Here is a 14,548-nt window from a genome sequence, read left to right as displayed (position 1 = left end):
CCGCTGGAGGCGCGGTGGCCGAGCCTGTCCGTGTGTGCAGACTGATCGACCAGGAAGGGCAGAAGCTGCAGCAGATCGTGCGCCGCGGCAGTACCAGTTCGGTGCGCTACCGGCGGGCGATGATGCTGCTGGCCTCGGCCGGCGGGAACCGGGTTCCGGTGATCGCCCAGCTGGTGCAGGCCGACGAGGACACCGTCCGGGACGTGATCCACCGGTTCAACGAGATCGGCCTGGCCTGTCTGGACCCTAAAGTGGGCGGGAGGCCGTTCCCCGCCAACTCAGCCCTGACGATGAGGACTTCGTCATCCAGACGGCCATCACCCGCCCGACCAAGCTCGGTCAGCCCTTCACCCGCTGGTCGCTGCGCAAACTCGTCGCCTACCTCCGGAAAGTCCACGGCCGGGTGATCCTCATCGGCCGCGAGGCGTTACGCGGCCTGCTCGCCCGCCGCGGTGTCAGCTTCCAGCGCACCAAGACCTGGAAAGAGTCCCCCGACCCGGACCGCGAGGCGAGGCTGGACCGGATCGAGGAGGTCCTGGACCGCTTCCCGGACCGGGTCTTCGCCTTCGACGAGTTCGGCCCGCTGGGAATCCGGCCCACTGCAGGCTCGGGCTGGGCCGCGCGCAAACGCCCCGACCGGCTGCCCGCCACCTACCACCGCACCCACGGCGTGCGGTACTTCCACGGCTGCTACTCGGTCGGTGACGACCGCCTGTGGGGCGTCAACCGCCGCAAGAAGGGTGCCGCGAACACGCTCGCCGCGCTGAAGTCGATCCGCGCCGCTCGGCCCGACGGCGCCCCGATCTACGTGATCCTGGACAACCTGTCCGCGCATAAGGGCGCCGACCTCCGCCGATGGTCCAAGAAGAACAAGGTCGAGTTGTGCTTCACCCCGACCTACGCATCCTGGGCGAACCCGATCGAAGCCCACTTCGGACCGCTGCGGCAGTGCCCTGCACGCCTACCTGAGCTGGCGCAACGCCAACGCCCGCCACCGCGACGTCCTGGCCGCCGAACGCAAAGAGCGCGCCCGCATCCGCAGCGAAAAGGGCATCCGCTGGGGCGGACGCCCCCTCGCCGATACCGCTTGACCAGCCAGGATCCTCGGCCGTACCAGCTGAAGAAGCTACCGGCGGCGGCAGAGAAATTCACCGTGCGTCGGTGTGCGGGCCGCATGCGAGACGATGTCGAAGCTGGCCCGCTCCAACATGCCCTCCAGGATCCAGGTGTATGTGGAGAACTCCTCCCGCACGTGCGCCTCGAAGTCCGCCCGGGTGAAGCCCCGGCCCTCGGGTCGGCCTGCGGTGTCGATCCACTGCTGCAGATGCTCAGCGGCGTCGGCGGGCGGGAAGCTGAAAACGACGTCCCACAGGTACAAGATGCCGCCCGGCCGCAGTATGCCGGCAGCGTTGAGGAGCGCCTGCTGTTTCCAGAAGTCCGGGAGCTGGTGCAGAGCCGACTTGGTGGTCACCACGTCCGCAGGCTCTGCCTGGTGGGTGTAGTCCAAGAAGCCGGCCCGGTGCCAGTGTGCGCTGGCACCGGCCCGTTTCGCTCTGGTCTGGGCGAAGGCGAGCATTTCCTCCGAGACGTCGACGCCGTGGGCCTCGGCTCCGCGACGTGCTGCCTGGACCACCAGCGAGCCGGTGCCGCAGGCCAAATCGACCAGGCGGGTGCCTGCGACCACATCGAGGCGGTCGAGCAGCGCATCGTCGGCGTCCGGGTCGGTGCCCTGGTTGCTGTCGTATGAAGCCACCGCAGCCGCGCTGCCCAGGTCGATGCCGACAGGCTCGTACTCACGGAAGAACCATGCGGGGCGTGGGCGGGTGGTGTCGCTTCGTGGCATGACCCGTTTGTAGGGTCCGGGCAGACCCGGCGGCAACAGCAACATCCGCAGCATGGCGTTCCGGAAGGTGAAAGATGCAGGACCACGACCAGTACCGGCTCTTCCTCCATCTCGCGTCCACGCTGAGCTTCACCCGAACCGCGGCCGACTGCCATGTCAGCCCCGCGACGTTGTCCCGGACCGTGCAGCGGCTGGAGGCCACGACCGGGCGTCGGCTCTTGGACCGAGGCCCGCACGGTGTCGCGCTGACAGAGCACGGTCACCGCTTTCGCCGCTACGTGACAGATGCCCTGGAGTTGTGGGACCGCTACTGTGACGACGACCTTGCAAGGGACCAACTCGGCGGTCAACTACGGGTATTCGCCTCAGTCACGGCCTGCCAGAGTCTGCTGCCCGACCTGCTCGCACCTCTGCGAGACGCCCATCCCCGGGTGCAGATCTCGGTGCGGACCGGTGACGCCGCAGCCGCCCTCGCGCTCCTCGACGACGGCGAGGCCGACCTCGCCGTCGCGGCCCTGCCCTCTCGGATTCCGGCCACCCTGCTCGCCCGCACCGTCGCCCGCACCCCACTCGTCCTCGTCCGAGCCGACCAACCACGATCAAGCTTGAAGCCTCCTGATCCCGACGAGCCGTTCGTGCTCCCGAGGCAGGGCTTGGTGCGAGACATCGCAAACCGGTGGTTCCGCCATATCGGCATCACCCCCCGCATAGCCGCGGAGGCCGACGGACACGAAGCCTTGCTCACGCTGGTCGCTCTCGACTACGGCACCGGCATCATCCCCGACCTCGTTCTACAGCACTGCAGCATCCGGAACCGGCTCCAGGTCGTCCCCACCCCGTCCAGTCCAGGCGAACTCACCATCGGGGCGTGCATCCGGCGCACTGATCTCCACCGCCCCCTGGTCGCCGCCGCTTGGGCTGTCACAGGACCCGGTCAAGCTTTGCGGTCACAGCACTAGCGGGCTTTGACGGCGGCAGTCTGGATGAAAGTACGCAGAGTTTGGCGGGCTTGGTCGGTGCGCTGTGCGAGGTCGTCTGGGTCGGTGGCTTTGTGGATGCTGCTGGAGGCGTGCAGCAGTTCGTCTGCTTGCCGCAGTAGGTCGGGGTCGGGGAGGTGGAAGGTCAGGCCGTTGATGGCCTGGCGCGCGACGCCGCGTAGCCGGTGCCCCTCGAACCGGGCGGAGCGGTACTCCGTTCCTTGTGGGTTCTCGGATTTGCGGTGGTACCACTCTTGTTGGCTGCGGATCACGTCCGTGATCGCGTTGCTGAAGGCGAGGGCGGCTGCTTGCCGGTCGCTGCGCACGGTGTGCCGGCGCTGGAAGAGGTAGCCAAGGGCGGCGCCGAGAAGTGTGCCGATCACAGCGACGAGGCTGGTGAGTACCTGGGTCACCGCTCCATGCCAGCACGTCCATCGCCGTCGTGGGTAGGAGAGCGGCGGTGGTATGCCGGAGCGCTTGCCAGATGATGCAGGTTGCAGGGCTCCTCTCCGCCTCCAGAAACATCTGGGGACGGGGCGGGCCTGAGTGCCCGCCCCATCGTGGTCAGGCTAGGGCAGGGCCGATCTCGTGCCGGCACCATTTGGTGAGCCGGATGGTTGCTGGTTGTTGGTCTTCGTGGATGGCCGGCTCAGGGCTGCTGGGAGTGCTGCCCGATGTGCCGGGTGCGCGGGTGCCGTCGGTGCGGGAATCGCCGTGTCTCAGGCATGCGTTCTCGACGATGATCGGTTGCAGCAGCAGAGCGATTGCCCGCAGCATGATGGGCAGTCGTTGGCTGCGGCTCATGTCGATGAAGCTTCTGTCGAAGGAAACCTGTAGGGGAACGACGAGTGCCAGGTATTTCGCGACGTCGTGTTGGTATTGCACCATCCAGTCTCGGAATTCCTTGCTGACGGGGCCGGTGAGTCCGGGGCGGTGCTCGAACACCCAGCGGCAGGATCGCGGGTACTGGATGGCGATCGCCGGGTTTTCAGGCTTCGGCCCGACCAGGGTGAGGTCTCCGACCAGAAGGTTCCACAGGCGGGGGAGGTGTTCGATGCCCGAGCGGATGAGGATCCGGTCGGTGGGGGTGGCCGGTGCGCCGTCTTGGTCTCTGCGGACGTAGAGCGTGTAGCGGGTGAAGATCTGGCCGCCTTGCCCGACGCGTGGCTGGCGGTCCCACGCGGGACCGCGGCGCAGCAGTGCCAGGGCGAGGGCGGCGAGCAGGGTGGGAGTCGTCAGAAGCAGAGCAGTGAAGGCGAATGCGATGTCGATGGCACGTGTCAGGTGTCCTGGGCGTTTGCTGCCCAGTTGCTCGGCCATGCTGCGCATCCGCTCGTGCCACCAGGGTGGGTCGGACAGCGGGCAGGCGGCCTGTTGTCTGTAGTGGCGTCCCTTGAGCCTGGAATCCGCCCACAGGACCACGAGGACGACGGCGCTGCCCAGGCATGCCGTTGCTGCCTTGATGGAGCCGTTGGCGAGCAGGAAGGTGATCGAGGCGATGGTGCCGAACAGCCAGAGCGACATGATGTCGCCGATGAGGTTCGCGGCCTTGCGAACGGTCGCGCTCTCGTCTGCGGTGCGCCGTGGAGGCGGGCGGTGGTGTGCGGCTGCGGCCCGGTGTGCGTCGATGGTGCGCCTGCGTGCGACTTCCAGCTTCGAGGCCAGCAGCCTTCTTTCGATTTCGTCGTCGGAGATGAGCTGGGGCGTGATCTCGTGCAGGCGAGCTACATAGGCATCCACGCGGTCATCGGGTCCCAGCGGCGTGTGGGCGTTGTAGGCGTTGTGCCCTGGCATCTCTCCTCCCGGTTCTTTGAGCCTCCACTCCGACTCCATTGCCATTACATTCCCCCTCTTTGGGTCCCCCTGGATGACAGCGCCAGCTCTGGATGTTCTTTTTCCAGCGCGGCGGCCAGCTTGTTCCGTGCGTGCCGTAGATGGGAACGTACGGTCTGGGGGTCCTTGTTCAATTCCCGGGCGATCGCCTGCGGTTCGTACCCGTCGATGTGCAAGGCCATGACTTGTCGCTGGGCACCATTCAGATGCCGGTTGACGAAGGCGATGACGAAGTCCCACTCCTCGTAGTGCGATCCGAGCGTGTGGGGGTCTGCGGACCTGCGCTGCTGGAAATCCTGCTGGGCCTTGCGGACTCCGTTGTTGAGCCGTGCGTCGCTGCGCAGGTAGTGGCGCAGCGACGCCTTTTGGCACCAGGCCTTGCGGTGCGTGACGGTGCGCCAGTGCTGCAAGAGGTCGGTCAGCGCTTCCTGGACCGCGTCGGCCGCTTCCTCCTTCGAAGCGCCCCACAGGACGACATGCCGCATCAGCGAGGCGAACTCGGCGCGGTAGAAGGCGTCGTAGACCGCCTGTTCCTCGGGGCTGAGCGGTGGCCCGGCCGCTGCAGAGACGCTCGTCGGCGCCGACGCGGCACTCAGCGAGGCACGGCGGTGCCCCTTACGCCGCCACACGCGGCATCCCCATCCACGTTCTGTTCATACTCGTCAGGGGAGTGGGGGCCGCGGAACGTGCAACATCACGGCGGGATTCTTTCAACTGCCCGGCGCCGGCGGCGCCGCGCCGAGCGTACGGGCCCCACCCGCTGATCACGCGGGACCGCCCCACGACGCCGGCGTACAGGCCTCGGCTCGTCCGTGGCCGGCGTGGCCGGAGGTCGCCGGTCGTCATCGAATGCCGTTCCCGGCGCCGCCGGCGCCCGAAAGTTTTGAACGATCTTGGAAGGTCGTTGCACGCAAGCAGGTCCCTGGTGCCCCTGAGGAGCATGAGCACAACTTCGGCCAAGGCATCACGGCCTGACGCCGCCGTCCGGTCGGCGGCGCACGCCCGGGTACGCGCGCCCGTGGTGTGCTTCCGGGCGCCTGGTGCTCACCCGGCGCCTTCTCCCCGAGCAAGAAAATATGAAAGTGACACTTCCTCAAGAACCTTTATCGGGTGCTCTTTTGCGAATACCGGTACGCCTCGAGCCACCGGCGACGGATCGGTCGTATGAGCGGATTTCTCCCCGTCAACTGCGGTTTTTCGTGCACAACCGCCCCGCAGGGCAACCGCGTTCACTTGTGCCACGGGTGCGTTATAGGGTGACCCTCACCTCTGGTTGATTGACGACCGTCGCGCCTTCGGAAGAAGGGAGGTGCAACAAGAGGATGAAAAGCTCCCCGCCTGGAGGGCCGCCTACGGGCACACAAGGGCCCAGAGACGGGGACCAACGCACCACGAGCGCATAAGGGATTTACCGCTCGGCAACCGGGGCCCCGGAGCCGATGAACCGCATCCTGCTGGTATCAGGACGGTTCTGAGTGTTGCTTGGTCCGCTTCAGTCCTGAGACCTCGTGATCCCGCTCCGCATCCAGCGGATGCGGGGTCATGAGACTCCATGCGCAGGCAACACCCCACGGACCTGGCTGGCGGCCGGCCCGCGAGGAGTTAATTTCCCCGGTCCGCGTACGCGTCACGCCCTCGCGCATAGCCACATTCCCTGCAAGGCCAGCTCACGGACTAAGACCGCTGGGCAAGTTAGCCGCTTGGTGCCTGACGACTTGCTTCTAAACTGTACCCCGACGTCAAGGGGAGCATCGTCATGACGCGCGGAGCACACACACCGTTTGACGGGCCGTCGCTACGCAGGGCGCGAGCCCACGCCAACCATGGCCAGGGCATGAGTGCCGAGGAGCTGGCCCGGCAGGTGAAGGCCACCAAGGCGCAGATCCTGGCCTATGAAAATGGCCGCTACAGCCCCGATCCGCCCCGCATCCGGCAGTTGGCGACGGCGCTGGGCATCTCCCCGCTGGAGCTGACGGATTACGACGCGGCTCCTCAATGGACCCTGGCGGAACTGCGCAGGGCCAGCGGGCTTCGCGTCACCGACGTCGTGGGGCAACTGGACGTCTCCTACGCCAACTACCGGCGCCTGGAAAACGAAGGACTGGTCACCCCGCGCAGCTATGCCCTGGTGCCCGCGGCCGCCGAACTCTTCGGCATCTCCGTGGCCGCACTGGAGGTGCACCTGTCCAACATCCCCGCATCCAAGGAGCGAGTGGCCCAGGCGCGCCCGCTGCTGGCCAGCGTGCAGGACGCCTACGTGACGCCCGGAGAACTGGCCCTGCCCACCCCCGACGATCCGCCGGTGCAGCACCTTGCCGAGGTCTTCAGCAGGCCACCCCTCGTCCTCGCCCGCCTCCTGGGCCAGGAGGTCGCCCGCATCCGCGCGATCAGACGCCGCTTAGCCAACTACGAGGCGACCGCACACTACGGCGCCTCCGCCGATGAGCAAGCCGCCGCCCGCCGCGGCGTACAGGCCGAACGACGCCGCCTCGAGCGGCTCACGACAAGCCTGCCCGGCCGGCTGGACGCCTTCTTCCGCTGCGCACTGCCCAGTGACTCCTGGCGTGCCCTGGCCCTGCTCCACCTCGTCGGCCGCTTCGGCCTGTGGCTGTCGCCCGCGCAGCTGCAGGAGAGCGAAGAGAGCGTGCTGAGCATTCCCACCAGCATGCGCCGCTCGCTGCCGAACCCGGACGGCACCCCGGCAGTCCACCAGATCTCCGAGGAGGGAGACCACCACTGCCAGAGCTACCGGCCCTGGTACGACGCCCTGCACCCCAACGTCAGCAGACTGCTGCACGAGCGGGAGTCACAGCTGTCCGGGCACGTTCCGGCCGGGGAGCTGCGCGAGCACTTCACCTCGGCTCATGCTGTGCTCTTCAGCTTCGACGGGCTGCTGTGCCGTCTGTTCGCCGCCAACGTCGAAGCCGTCTCCCAAAGCCTGGTCCATGAGGCACACTCCCTGCGGCTGGCCACGGGGCCGCGCACGCCCACCGACCCGGTCGGTCTGCTGCGGGCCCTGGCCCCCTCCGGCAGCCCCTCCCAGATCCGCCGCCTGGACCACACACTGACGGCGCACGAGATAGAAGCCGCCCGCTCAGTCTCCCCCCTACCGGGCGTCCAGCAGCTGTTCCGCGTCCTGACCACGGGCAGTTGGCAACTCGCCGTCGTGACCGACCACTCCGCAAGCGCGGTCAAGGCGTTCTTGGACAACCTGGCACCGCTGGTCGACAGCCAGCAGCTGAAAGTCTTCGGACGGCCCAAAGACCCCCGTTTGATGAAACCCAATCCTCACGGCGTCGCTCTGGCCTCCGCCTCCTTGGGCTCGTCGCGGGAACACACCCTGTTACTGGGAGAGTCCGTCGCTGACGCCTTGGCCGCACAGGCGGCAGGCGTGCGGTTCATCGGCGTGGCCAGCACCCCCGATCAGGCCACCATGCTCAAACGGGCGGGCGCGAAGACCACGGTTCGCTCTTTGCGTGAGGTCACCGCAGTCGTCAGGTCCTTGACCACCTACCCGCCACGACCCGCCCGCCCGGCCAGGACACGACGCGACAGATCCTGAGTCCTCGTCTGACCGCATCGGACACCGCAGCGAACCGAGACGGACGTCAGGACTCGACGGCCAGCGTGGGGCCCTCTGTCCAGGCGCGCAGAGCATCCTCGGCCCGGGTCGTCTGGGGATGCGAGGCACCCAGAACCAGGATGCTCACCCGCAGCGTGTCGGTCATCAACTCCACCGCCTCCGCATGCTCACCCACATCACGCAGGGCCAGAGCAGTCTTGTACTGGGTATGCAGGGTCCGCGGATGCCTGTCTCCCAGAACCTCCCGGCGTCCCGCGAGCGCCGACCGGTACTCCGTGAGGGCCAGCTGCGGCTGGCCCTGGTCGTGGAGCACGGCCGCCAGGTTGTGCTGTGCCGTCAGCGTGCTGGGATGCCCGGCGCCGAACGCCTCCCGCCTCATGGCAAGGACCACCTCGTACTCGGCCCTCGCCTGGGGAAGCTGGCCCGAGTGGTGCAGGACCCGGGCCACCTCGTGGCGGGCCGTGAGCGTATAGGGGTGGCTGGGCCCGTGCAGCCGGCCGCTCGCGGCAAACACGTGGGCCAAGTGCCCGTGGGCTTCCTCCAGATGCCCCTGATCGTGCAAGACCCGTCCCAGCTCATGGCGGGCCGTGAGGGTATCGGTGTGTTCTTCGCCGCGCACCTGGCCGCTGATCTGCCACACCGCCTGGTATCCGGCGCGGGCCAGCGGCAGGTCGCCCAGGTCATGCATGGCACTGGCCAGCAGGTGACGGCAATCCAGCGTGGCGGGATGCTCATCGCCCTGCAGCGCCCGACGCACCGCCAAGATCGCCTCATACCGCTGCCGTGCCTGCTCGAACAGGCCCAGCGCCTGCAGGTGACGCGCCGCCATCTCGGCCACATCGGCGCTCGCCAGCCGTGTCTGCACGTCCATATCCGCACAGCCGGCCACTTGATCAGCCAGCTCCAGCGCATGCGGCGTCACCGCCTGCCACGCCGTCCAGTGCCCGGGGTCCTCCGGTGAACCAAGGTCCTCAAGTTCCAAGGCCGCCGACATCAGCCGGACCGCCGCGGCCAACACGGCAGTCGTCCGGCTGAGGTCACGGATGAGGGGGTGCAGCCGCACGGCCACCACATCGTCGGGGGCGTGGGACGACGAGACCAGATCCAGCAGCCCCAGGGCCGCCAGTTCCTTCAGCATGCGCCACAACGTCGGCCCGTCGACCCCAGAAAAACCCTCGACGGTCGCAGAAAGCGCGGCGGGCCGCAACAGCAGCGCATGGGGGATGGGCGCATCGGAGAACGCAGCCAGCACCTCCAACAGACGATCCGTCCCGGTAAAACCGCGCCGCCGCATCAACTCGATCGACATACGCCACGTTTCGGCGACCGCCTGTCGCGCATCCGCCGGCCCCGACCCCCCTTCCATCGCCCGCAGGTAGGCGGCAAAGCTGTCGGGAGTCTCCGGGCCTTTGAACGCGTCCGGCATCCCCATCACCTCAGCTAAATACGACCCGGCCACATGCAACGCCAACGGCAGCCCGCCCAGGCGCCGGCCCAGCTCGCGGGCATCCGCCACCGGCCCCGCCGCGTCACCCGTGTGGTCGAGCAGCACCTCGGCGGCCCGCTCCGCCTGCAGCGACTTCACGGCCAGCAGCAGCGCGCCACTGCCCCAGGACGGATCCGCGCCGTTGCGAGTCGTAACGATGACCACCCCCCGCGGGCACGCCTGCGGCCGGATCCAGCCGGTACCCGAAGCCAGGTGCCCCGGACCGTCCAGCAGCGCCGGATCGTCCACGCCGTCCAGGATCAGCAGCCACCTGCCTGCCAGCAGATTCAACTGATGCCACAGCACATCGGCTGCATCAGCACCCCAGGCGCTGGCCTCCTGAAGCCCGGTCTGCCGTGCCACAGCCCGCAAACCGGCCAGCAGGCCTTCCTCCTGCCGCGCGTCGATCCACCACACGGTTCTGCGGCATGCGGGGCAGCACTCCTGCGTGCGCGCAATTGCCTCCAAGACCACGGCCGTTTTCCCGCTGCCGCCCAGACCGTGCAGGACGACCAGCTGCCCCCCGCCACCGGTATGGCACAACCCCACTACATGCTCCAGCAGCGCCTCACGGCCACGCACCGGGTAGTGTGGATCTCGCTCACCCATCGGCGGGGTCAGCGTCACCAGAATCTGCCGGTCGGGAGAGGGCGGGCCCCCCAGCACCAACTGGCCGATGTCCATCCGGCCTGCTGCCACACCTCCCAGCTGAGCCGACACCCAACGCGGTACAGGATCGACAGAACCAGCGGGAGTTGCCGCTATTGCGGCCGCGAGCGGCCCTCGAAAGGGTCGGCCAGCGAGATGCCCCCTTCCACGTTCACCACGCCCCCGGCCAGCGAACCCGACTCGGCGGTCACCGAGACGTCACCACCGACGGCCATGCCATGATCACCGGATGAGATGCCGGTGCCCCCACCGCGCCGACCGGCCATATCGATCACCTGTGTTAATTCCTCGGCAGCCGCGGACAGTTCAGCGTCGGAAAGGCAATCCAGCAACATCTCCCACCGAGCCCGCCAGGCAGACTCCCACCGGATCAGCGCAGAGCTGGGATCTGCCTGGCCTGACAGATCGTGGGCGGTCTCCTCCAGCCGCGCCAGCGCCGCTGTCTGCCTCTCAGCGTCACCCCGGGCAAACAGGCGAGCCGTGCGGTCACGCACCGCTGCCCACGCGTCCGTGCCCACGGCTTGGACCACCGCGGTACCTCCCGCTGCAGCAAGAGCCACCAGCGACTCCGACAGCATCATCGTCCCCCGAGATGTTGTGTCGTGCCTGTTCGCCGTCTCCGGCCCGCGATAGACCGGTTTGATTACTCTGCCCGGCCTAAACGCCCGGTACAGCCCACCAGTTGGCTTTGGCTTGTTCCTGACCGTGCAGGAGCCAAAAACATGAGGCGCGACGGGCTGCGCTGAGGGGAATGGTGTGCGGGTTCGAGTGACAGGACCTGGCACGCCGATGGCATGGAAGGGGCATTTTGCAGCGACGGGAGAGGCGTGATGAGTACGTTCTTACAGGCCTCGCCATGTGCGGGTGATGTGGTCGACGGGGCCATGGGGTTGGTAGGGGTCGTAGCCGGGATCGGCGGCCAACTGGCGTAGCAGGGTGAATTGGTGGGGGGCGCGCTGGCCGTCGCGTATGGGAGCCCATTCACCGGCGACGGGCCATTGCGTGAGTTGGGCCTGGATGCCGGGGCGCCACTGCTGCCAGGTCTTGCGGCCAACCCAGCCCAGTTGGCGTAGCTCGAGTTCGTCTTCGCACAGCCGCAGATACAGGCGGACGGCTTTGAGTTCTTCCCCCTCGCATCCGGTGCCGTCCTCGGCGACGAGGGCGTCAGCGGGGAAGCGGTCGAGGATCTGCCAGTAGCGGGCGATGTAGGCGTCCTCGATGGCTTTGACGCGGGCTTTGGCGGCACTGGCCGAACTGATGATCAGCGCGGCGAGGGCGATGATGCCGGTGCCGAAGGCGACCCAGAATTCTGCGTTCACGGTGGGGTTGTTCCTGAAGCGGTCGAAGACCCGGCCTGTGCCGACGAAGCACCGTCGGGCGGGCTTTGGAGGCCTGGGTGGCATTAATGCTCTGAAGTGGCCCCACTTTTCCGGTCCGACCTGGCCCCGGGGCGAGGGTTGGAGGGGTGAAGTTCCGGCTTGGACTGGCCCCGGGTTCCGGACCGGGCTGGCCCCAGTTGGTGGTTGCCAACGGAGCTTGTGACCGGGCGCGTTGTTATCTGCTGCAGGCGAAGCGGCGAGTGCACGGCTTCGGCGGTGCCTAGGTTGTTCGTATGGAGATCGTTGAGCTGTTGCCGGAGCTGCATATGCTCCGGTTCGAGGTCGGGCAGGCGTATCTGTGGCGTGACGCGGACGGGCTCACGTTGATCGATTCTGGGGTTGCGGGGGCCGGTCGGGCAGTCGCCGATGCCATCGTGAGCATGGGCTCGAAGCCCGGGGACCTGCGGCGTATCGTGCTCACCCACTTTCATGAGGACCATGCCGGCGGTGCTCCGGCACCATGACCGACGAGGACTGGACCCGCCTCGCCCGGCATGCCCGAGGTCAGCGCCGCCCCGATCTACATCCAGGACGGCGCCTACTCCAACGTCCACGACCTGCGCGCCGACTGCCGTTACCTGCAGGCCCGGGCAGGCGTACAGCTCATCGTCGTCGACGCGGTTCACCTGCTCACCTACGGCACCAGGCCGCTCGGCTCCCGCTACGAAGAGATCTCCGAGATCGCCCGCTGCCCGAAACTCCTCGCCAAGGAACTTCGTCTGCCGATCGTCGCGATCTCGACCCTCAACCGCAGTCCCGAGCAGCGCACCGACAAGAAACCGATGATCAACGACCTGCGGGGCTCCGGAGCTCTCGAGGACAACGCCGACGTGGTGATCCTCCTGCACCGCGAAGACGCGTACGAGAAGGACTCGCCCCGGCCAGCGAGGCCGACTTCATCGTCGCCAAGCACCGCCATGGCCACCACCGCGACCATCACCGTCGCCTTCCAGGGCCACTACTCCCGCTTCGTCGACATGGCGCAGACCTGACGCATCGGCGAGCTGGCGGAGGCGACAGCTGATTCGGATCTCAAGCAGGTCAAAACACTTCTGAGACGCGTCAAAGGAACCGCGCATCGCAACCGCACCGATGCCGAGAACGCGGCCGTCGCCGCAGCTGAGGCCCCTTACTCGTACCGGGGTGGTGGGGTCTGAGCGTGTGGAGCGACCGCATGGCCGCCGGTTCCGACGAACGGCGCAGCTCAGCCAGCCTGCGCCGGAGACGGTACCGGGCGATGCGCAGCAACAGGGCATGCCCCGTTGTCAGTGCCGCCCCTTACCGTGGTTTTCGGGGGATTTCACGCAGAAGGGCAGGTAGTGGGTTGGCCAACATCGTCTGGCATACAAAGCTGCGCATCCATCTGGATCTGAACAAGGACGACCTCGGACACGAGGAACATCCCGGGCTCTGGGACATGATCTACCGCATGGACAAGATGTACGCCGCGCGCGGAGTTCCGGTCGCCGAACGCGATCTCCAGTGTGGAGGCGTATGCCAGGACGCCGGCGTCCAGGCTCCGATGTACCTGCGCCTGCGGGCCAACGGCCGACGAGAAGCCGTCCACGAACGGCGCGAAGACGAAGAGCGCCACACTGTCCCCGTCAGCGACGAGCACAAGGCCTACCAGGAGCGCATCCTGCGGGTCGCGACAGACGAGGGCTTCCACGGTGACAGCGAGGTCCGCACCCGCGTTGGCCGCAGCTGGATCCAGACCGACACGCTCGTCGAAGGAGCCGATGGGCTGCGCATCGGATGGGAGGTCCAGCTGTCGTCCGCCGGCGCCGAGGGGCCCCGCAGCGTCCGCGCCCGCGCGGCGAAGGCGGAGAAGAACGGGATCACTCCCGCCTGGCACACCGACAGGGCCGACTACGCGCGCCGCAACGACACGCACTGGACCCGCAGCGACAACCTGCCCGCGTACGTGATCGCCAAGACCGGGGACCTGCGCGTCGTTTCCGGCTTCCGCGCCCTGGACTTCTGGCACTGCGACATCCACGCCGTGTACCCCTGCCCGGACGGCGTGCGCCGCTGCGGCCGCTTCCACGCCACGCCCAAGCCACGTGACGTCTTGTTCGATGATCTGGTGCGCCGGACGGCGGCCGGCACCATCGTGCCGGTGCAGTTCCGTGTCGGTGGTACGACTCACCGCTTCTGGGTCACGGACACCGACCGCGAACGCCTCGAGGATCTCCGCAGCGACGACACCCAGCTGCCGCCCGCCCAAGAGCCCGACACCCCTGCTCATGCCAGCCGCAACCGGCCCACGTGCAAGCCGTCCCTTCCTGCCTCAAACACTCCGGACATCGGCCAGGACTACCCCGTGACCCACGTCCCGGCCCAGTCTGCTCCTCCCGTTGCTGAGACGGCACCAGTCCACTCCCCGGCAGATGCTCAGCCAGGCCCCCACCCCACGCTGCGCCCAACCGGTCTCCCCGATGAGCTCATTGCGTTGCAGCAGGCGGCCGACGACGCTCATCTCCAGCTACAGCAGCTCGATGACCATGAGGAGCGCGACCAGCAGCGTCGAGTGTGGTTCGAAGCCGCTGAGGCCGTACAAGCTGCCGTGACCCGATATGCAAGATCGCGGGGTCTCAACCGGTATGAGTTGGAAAAGCAGTTGCGGCAGGCCGTCCGGCATCCGGCAGAGCTGTAGAGCGAGCGGATCCTGGCACGTGCCCGCCGTCACGGCGGCGGGCACCGCACCGGAAACGTCTGACTGGATGCCCGCGCTCGCTGCGAAGGGCAATCCCCCGCGAAGGGACTGCCTGGTGAGAT

The 14,548-nt window shown here is 67.6% G+C and carries 11 protein-coding genes and 2 pseudogenes; 6 read left to right on the top strand and 7 right to left on the bottom strand.

Annotation, left to right across the window (positions count from 1 at the left end):
* Positions 1 to 14: 14 nt before the first annotated feature.
* A pseudogene (locus ACFY1E_RS30350) lies at positions 15 to 1,091 on the top strand (IS630 family transposase).
* Between the two features lie 35 nt (positions 1,092 to 1,126).
* On the opposite strand, the gene ACFY1E_RS30345 reads toward ACFY1E_RS30350, so the two are convergent.
* Positions 1,127 to 1,843, bottom strand: a complete 717-nt coding sequence (locus tag ACFY1E_RS30345) for a class I SAM-dependent methyltransferase (protein WP_389081270.1) — start codon at positions 1,841 to 1,843, stop codon at positions 1,127 to 1,129.
* 74 nt (positions 1,844 to 1,917) lie between these two features.
* Here ACFY1E_RS30345 and ilvY point away from each other — a divergent pair, with 74 nt between their 5' ends.
* Positions 1,918 to 2,802, top strand: coding sequence for an HTH-type transcriptional activator IlvY (gene ilvY, locus ACFY1E_RS30340; protein WP_389081267.1), 885 nt, complete (start codon positions 1,918 to 1,920; stop codon positions 2,800 to 2,802).
* Here ilvY and ACFY1E_RS30335 read toward each other — a convergent pair.
* From ACFY1E_RS30335 to ACFY1E_RS30325, 3 genes are all read right to left on the bottom strand, one after another.
* Positions 2,799 to 3,233 carry a hypothetical protein gene (locus tag ACFY1E_RS30335; protein WP_389081265.1) on the bottom strand — a complete coding sequence of 145 codons (435 nt, stop codon included), beginning with the start codon at positions 3,231 to 3,233 and terminating at the stop codon, positions 2,799 to 2,801. The two genes, ilvY and ACFY1E_RS30335, sit on opposite strands and share 4 nt — an antisense overlap.
* Positions 3,234 to 3,384: 151 nt before the next feature.
* Positions 3,385 to 4,614: a sugar transferase gene (locus ACFY1E_RS30330; protein ID WP_389081263.1), complete on the bottom strand. Its 1,230-nt coding sequence runs from the start codon at positions 4,612 to 4,614 to the stop codon at positions 3,385 to 3,387.
* A gap of 44 nt (positions 4,615 to 4,658) precedes the next feature.
* Positions 4,659 to 5,282, bottom strand: a complete 624-nt coding sequence (locus ACFY1E_RS30325) for an RNA polymerase sigma factor (protein WP_389081260.1) — start codon at positions 5,280 to 5,282, stop codon at positions 4,659 to 4,661.
* A gap of 1,127 nt (positions 5,283 to 6,409) precedes the next feature.
* Here ACFY1E_RS30325 and ACFY1E_RS30320 point away from each other — a divergent pair.
* Positions 6,410 to 8,215: a helix-turn-helix domain-containing protein gene (locus ACFY1E_RS30320; RefSeq protein WP_389081258.1), complete on the top strand. Its 1,806-nt coding sequence runs from the start codon at positions 6,410 to 6,412 to the stop codon at positions 8,213 to 8,215.
* Between the two features lie 46 nt (positions 8,216 to 8,261).
* Here ACFY1E_RS30320 and ACFY1E_RS30315 read toward each other — a convergent pair whose 3' ends face one another.
* The 3 genes from ACFY1E_RS30315 to ACFY1E_RS30305 form a co-directional block, all read right to left on the bottom strand.
* On the bottom strand, positions 8,262 to 10,406 hold the full coding sequence (locus ACFY1E_RS30315) for a tetratricopeptide repeat protein (protein WP_389081255.1): 2,145 nt from the start codon (positions 10,404 to 10,406) through the stop codon (positions 8,262 to 8,264).
* A gap of 77 nt (positions 10,407 to 10,483) precedes the next feature.
* Positions 10,484 to 10,972: a hypothetical protein gene (locus ACFY1E_RS30310; protein ID WP_389081252.1), complete on the bottom strand. Its 489-nt coding sequence runs from the start codon at positions 10,970 to 10,972 to the stop codon at positions 10,484 to 10,486.
* 261 nt (positions 10,973 to 11,233) lie between these two features.
* On the bottom strand, positions 11,234 to 11,710 hold the full coding sequence (locus tag ACFY1E_RS30305; RefSeq protein ID WP_389081250.1) for a hypothetical protein: 477 nt from the start codon (positions 11,708 to 11,710) through the stop codon (positions 11,234 to 11,236).
* A 293-nt stretch (positions 11,711 to 12,003) separates the two neighbouring features.
* Between ACFY1E_RS30305 and ACFY1E_RS30300 the strand changes: the two are divergent.
* The 3 genes and pseudogenes from ACFY1E_RS30300 to ACFY1E_RS30290 all read left to right on the top strand — a co-directional run.
* Positions 12,004 to 12,222, top strand: a pseudogene (locus ACFY1E_RS30300) (MBL fold metallo-hydrolase); the annotation flags it as partial.
* Between the two features lie 42 nt (positions 12,223 to 12,264).
* Complete coding sequence (locus ACFY1E_RS30295) at positions 12,265 to 12,762, top strand: DnaB-like helicase C-terminal domain-containing protein (RefSeq protein ID WP_389081248.1); 498 nt, start codon at positions 12,265 to 12,267, stop codon at positions 12,760 to 12,762.
* 332 nt (positions 12,763 to 13,094) lie between these two features.
* Complete coding sequence (locus ACFY1E_RS30290; protein WP_389081245.1) at positions 13,095 to 14,426, top strand: hypothetical protein; 1,332 nt, start codon at positions 13,095 to 13,097, stop codon at positions 14,424 to 14,426.
* The last annotated feature ends 122 nt before the right edge of the window (positions 14,427 to 14,548 follow it).

This window comes from Streptomyces sp. NPDC001604 (assembly GCF_042893475.1).
In the GTDB taxonomy this organism is placed as follows: Bacteria; Actinomycetota; Actinomycetes; order Streptomycetales; family Streptomycetaceae; genus Streptomyces.
This window is presented reverse-complemented; position numbering and strand designations above follow the sequence as displayed.

Excerpts from the sequence above, each read along its gene's own strand:
- ACFY1E_RS30345 (WP_389081270.1), bottom strand. The coding sequence starts at position 1,843 with ATGCCACGAAGCGACACCACCCGCCCACGCCCCGCATGGTTCTTCCGT.
- ilvY (WP_389081267.1), top strand. The coding sequence starts at position 1,918 with ATGCAGGACCACGACCAGTACCGGCTCTTCCTCCATCTCGCGTCCACG.
- ACFY1E_RS30330 (WP_389081263.1), bottom strand. The coding sequence starts at position 4,614 with ATGCCAGGGCACAACGCCTACAACGCCCACACGCCGCTGGGACCCGAT.
- ACFY1E_RS30320 (WP_389081258.1), top strand. The coding sequence starts at position 6,410 with ATGACGCGCGGAGCACACACACCGTTTGACGGGCCGTCGCTACGCAGG.
- ACFY1E_RS30315 (WP_389081255.1), bottom strand. The coding sequence starts at position 10,406 with ATGGACATCGGCCAGTTGGTGCTGGGGGGCCCGCCCTCTCCCGACCGG.
- ACFY1E_RS30310 (WP_389081252.1), bottom strand. The coding sequence starts at position 10,972 with ATGATGCTGTCGGAGTCGCTGGTGGCTCTTGCTGCAGCGGGAGGTACC.
- ACFY1E_RS30295 (WP_389081248.1), top strand. The coding sequence starts at position 12,265 with ATGCCCGAGGTCAGCGCCGCCCCGATCTACATCCAGGACGGCGCCTAC.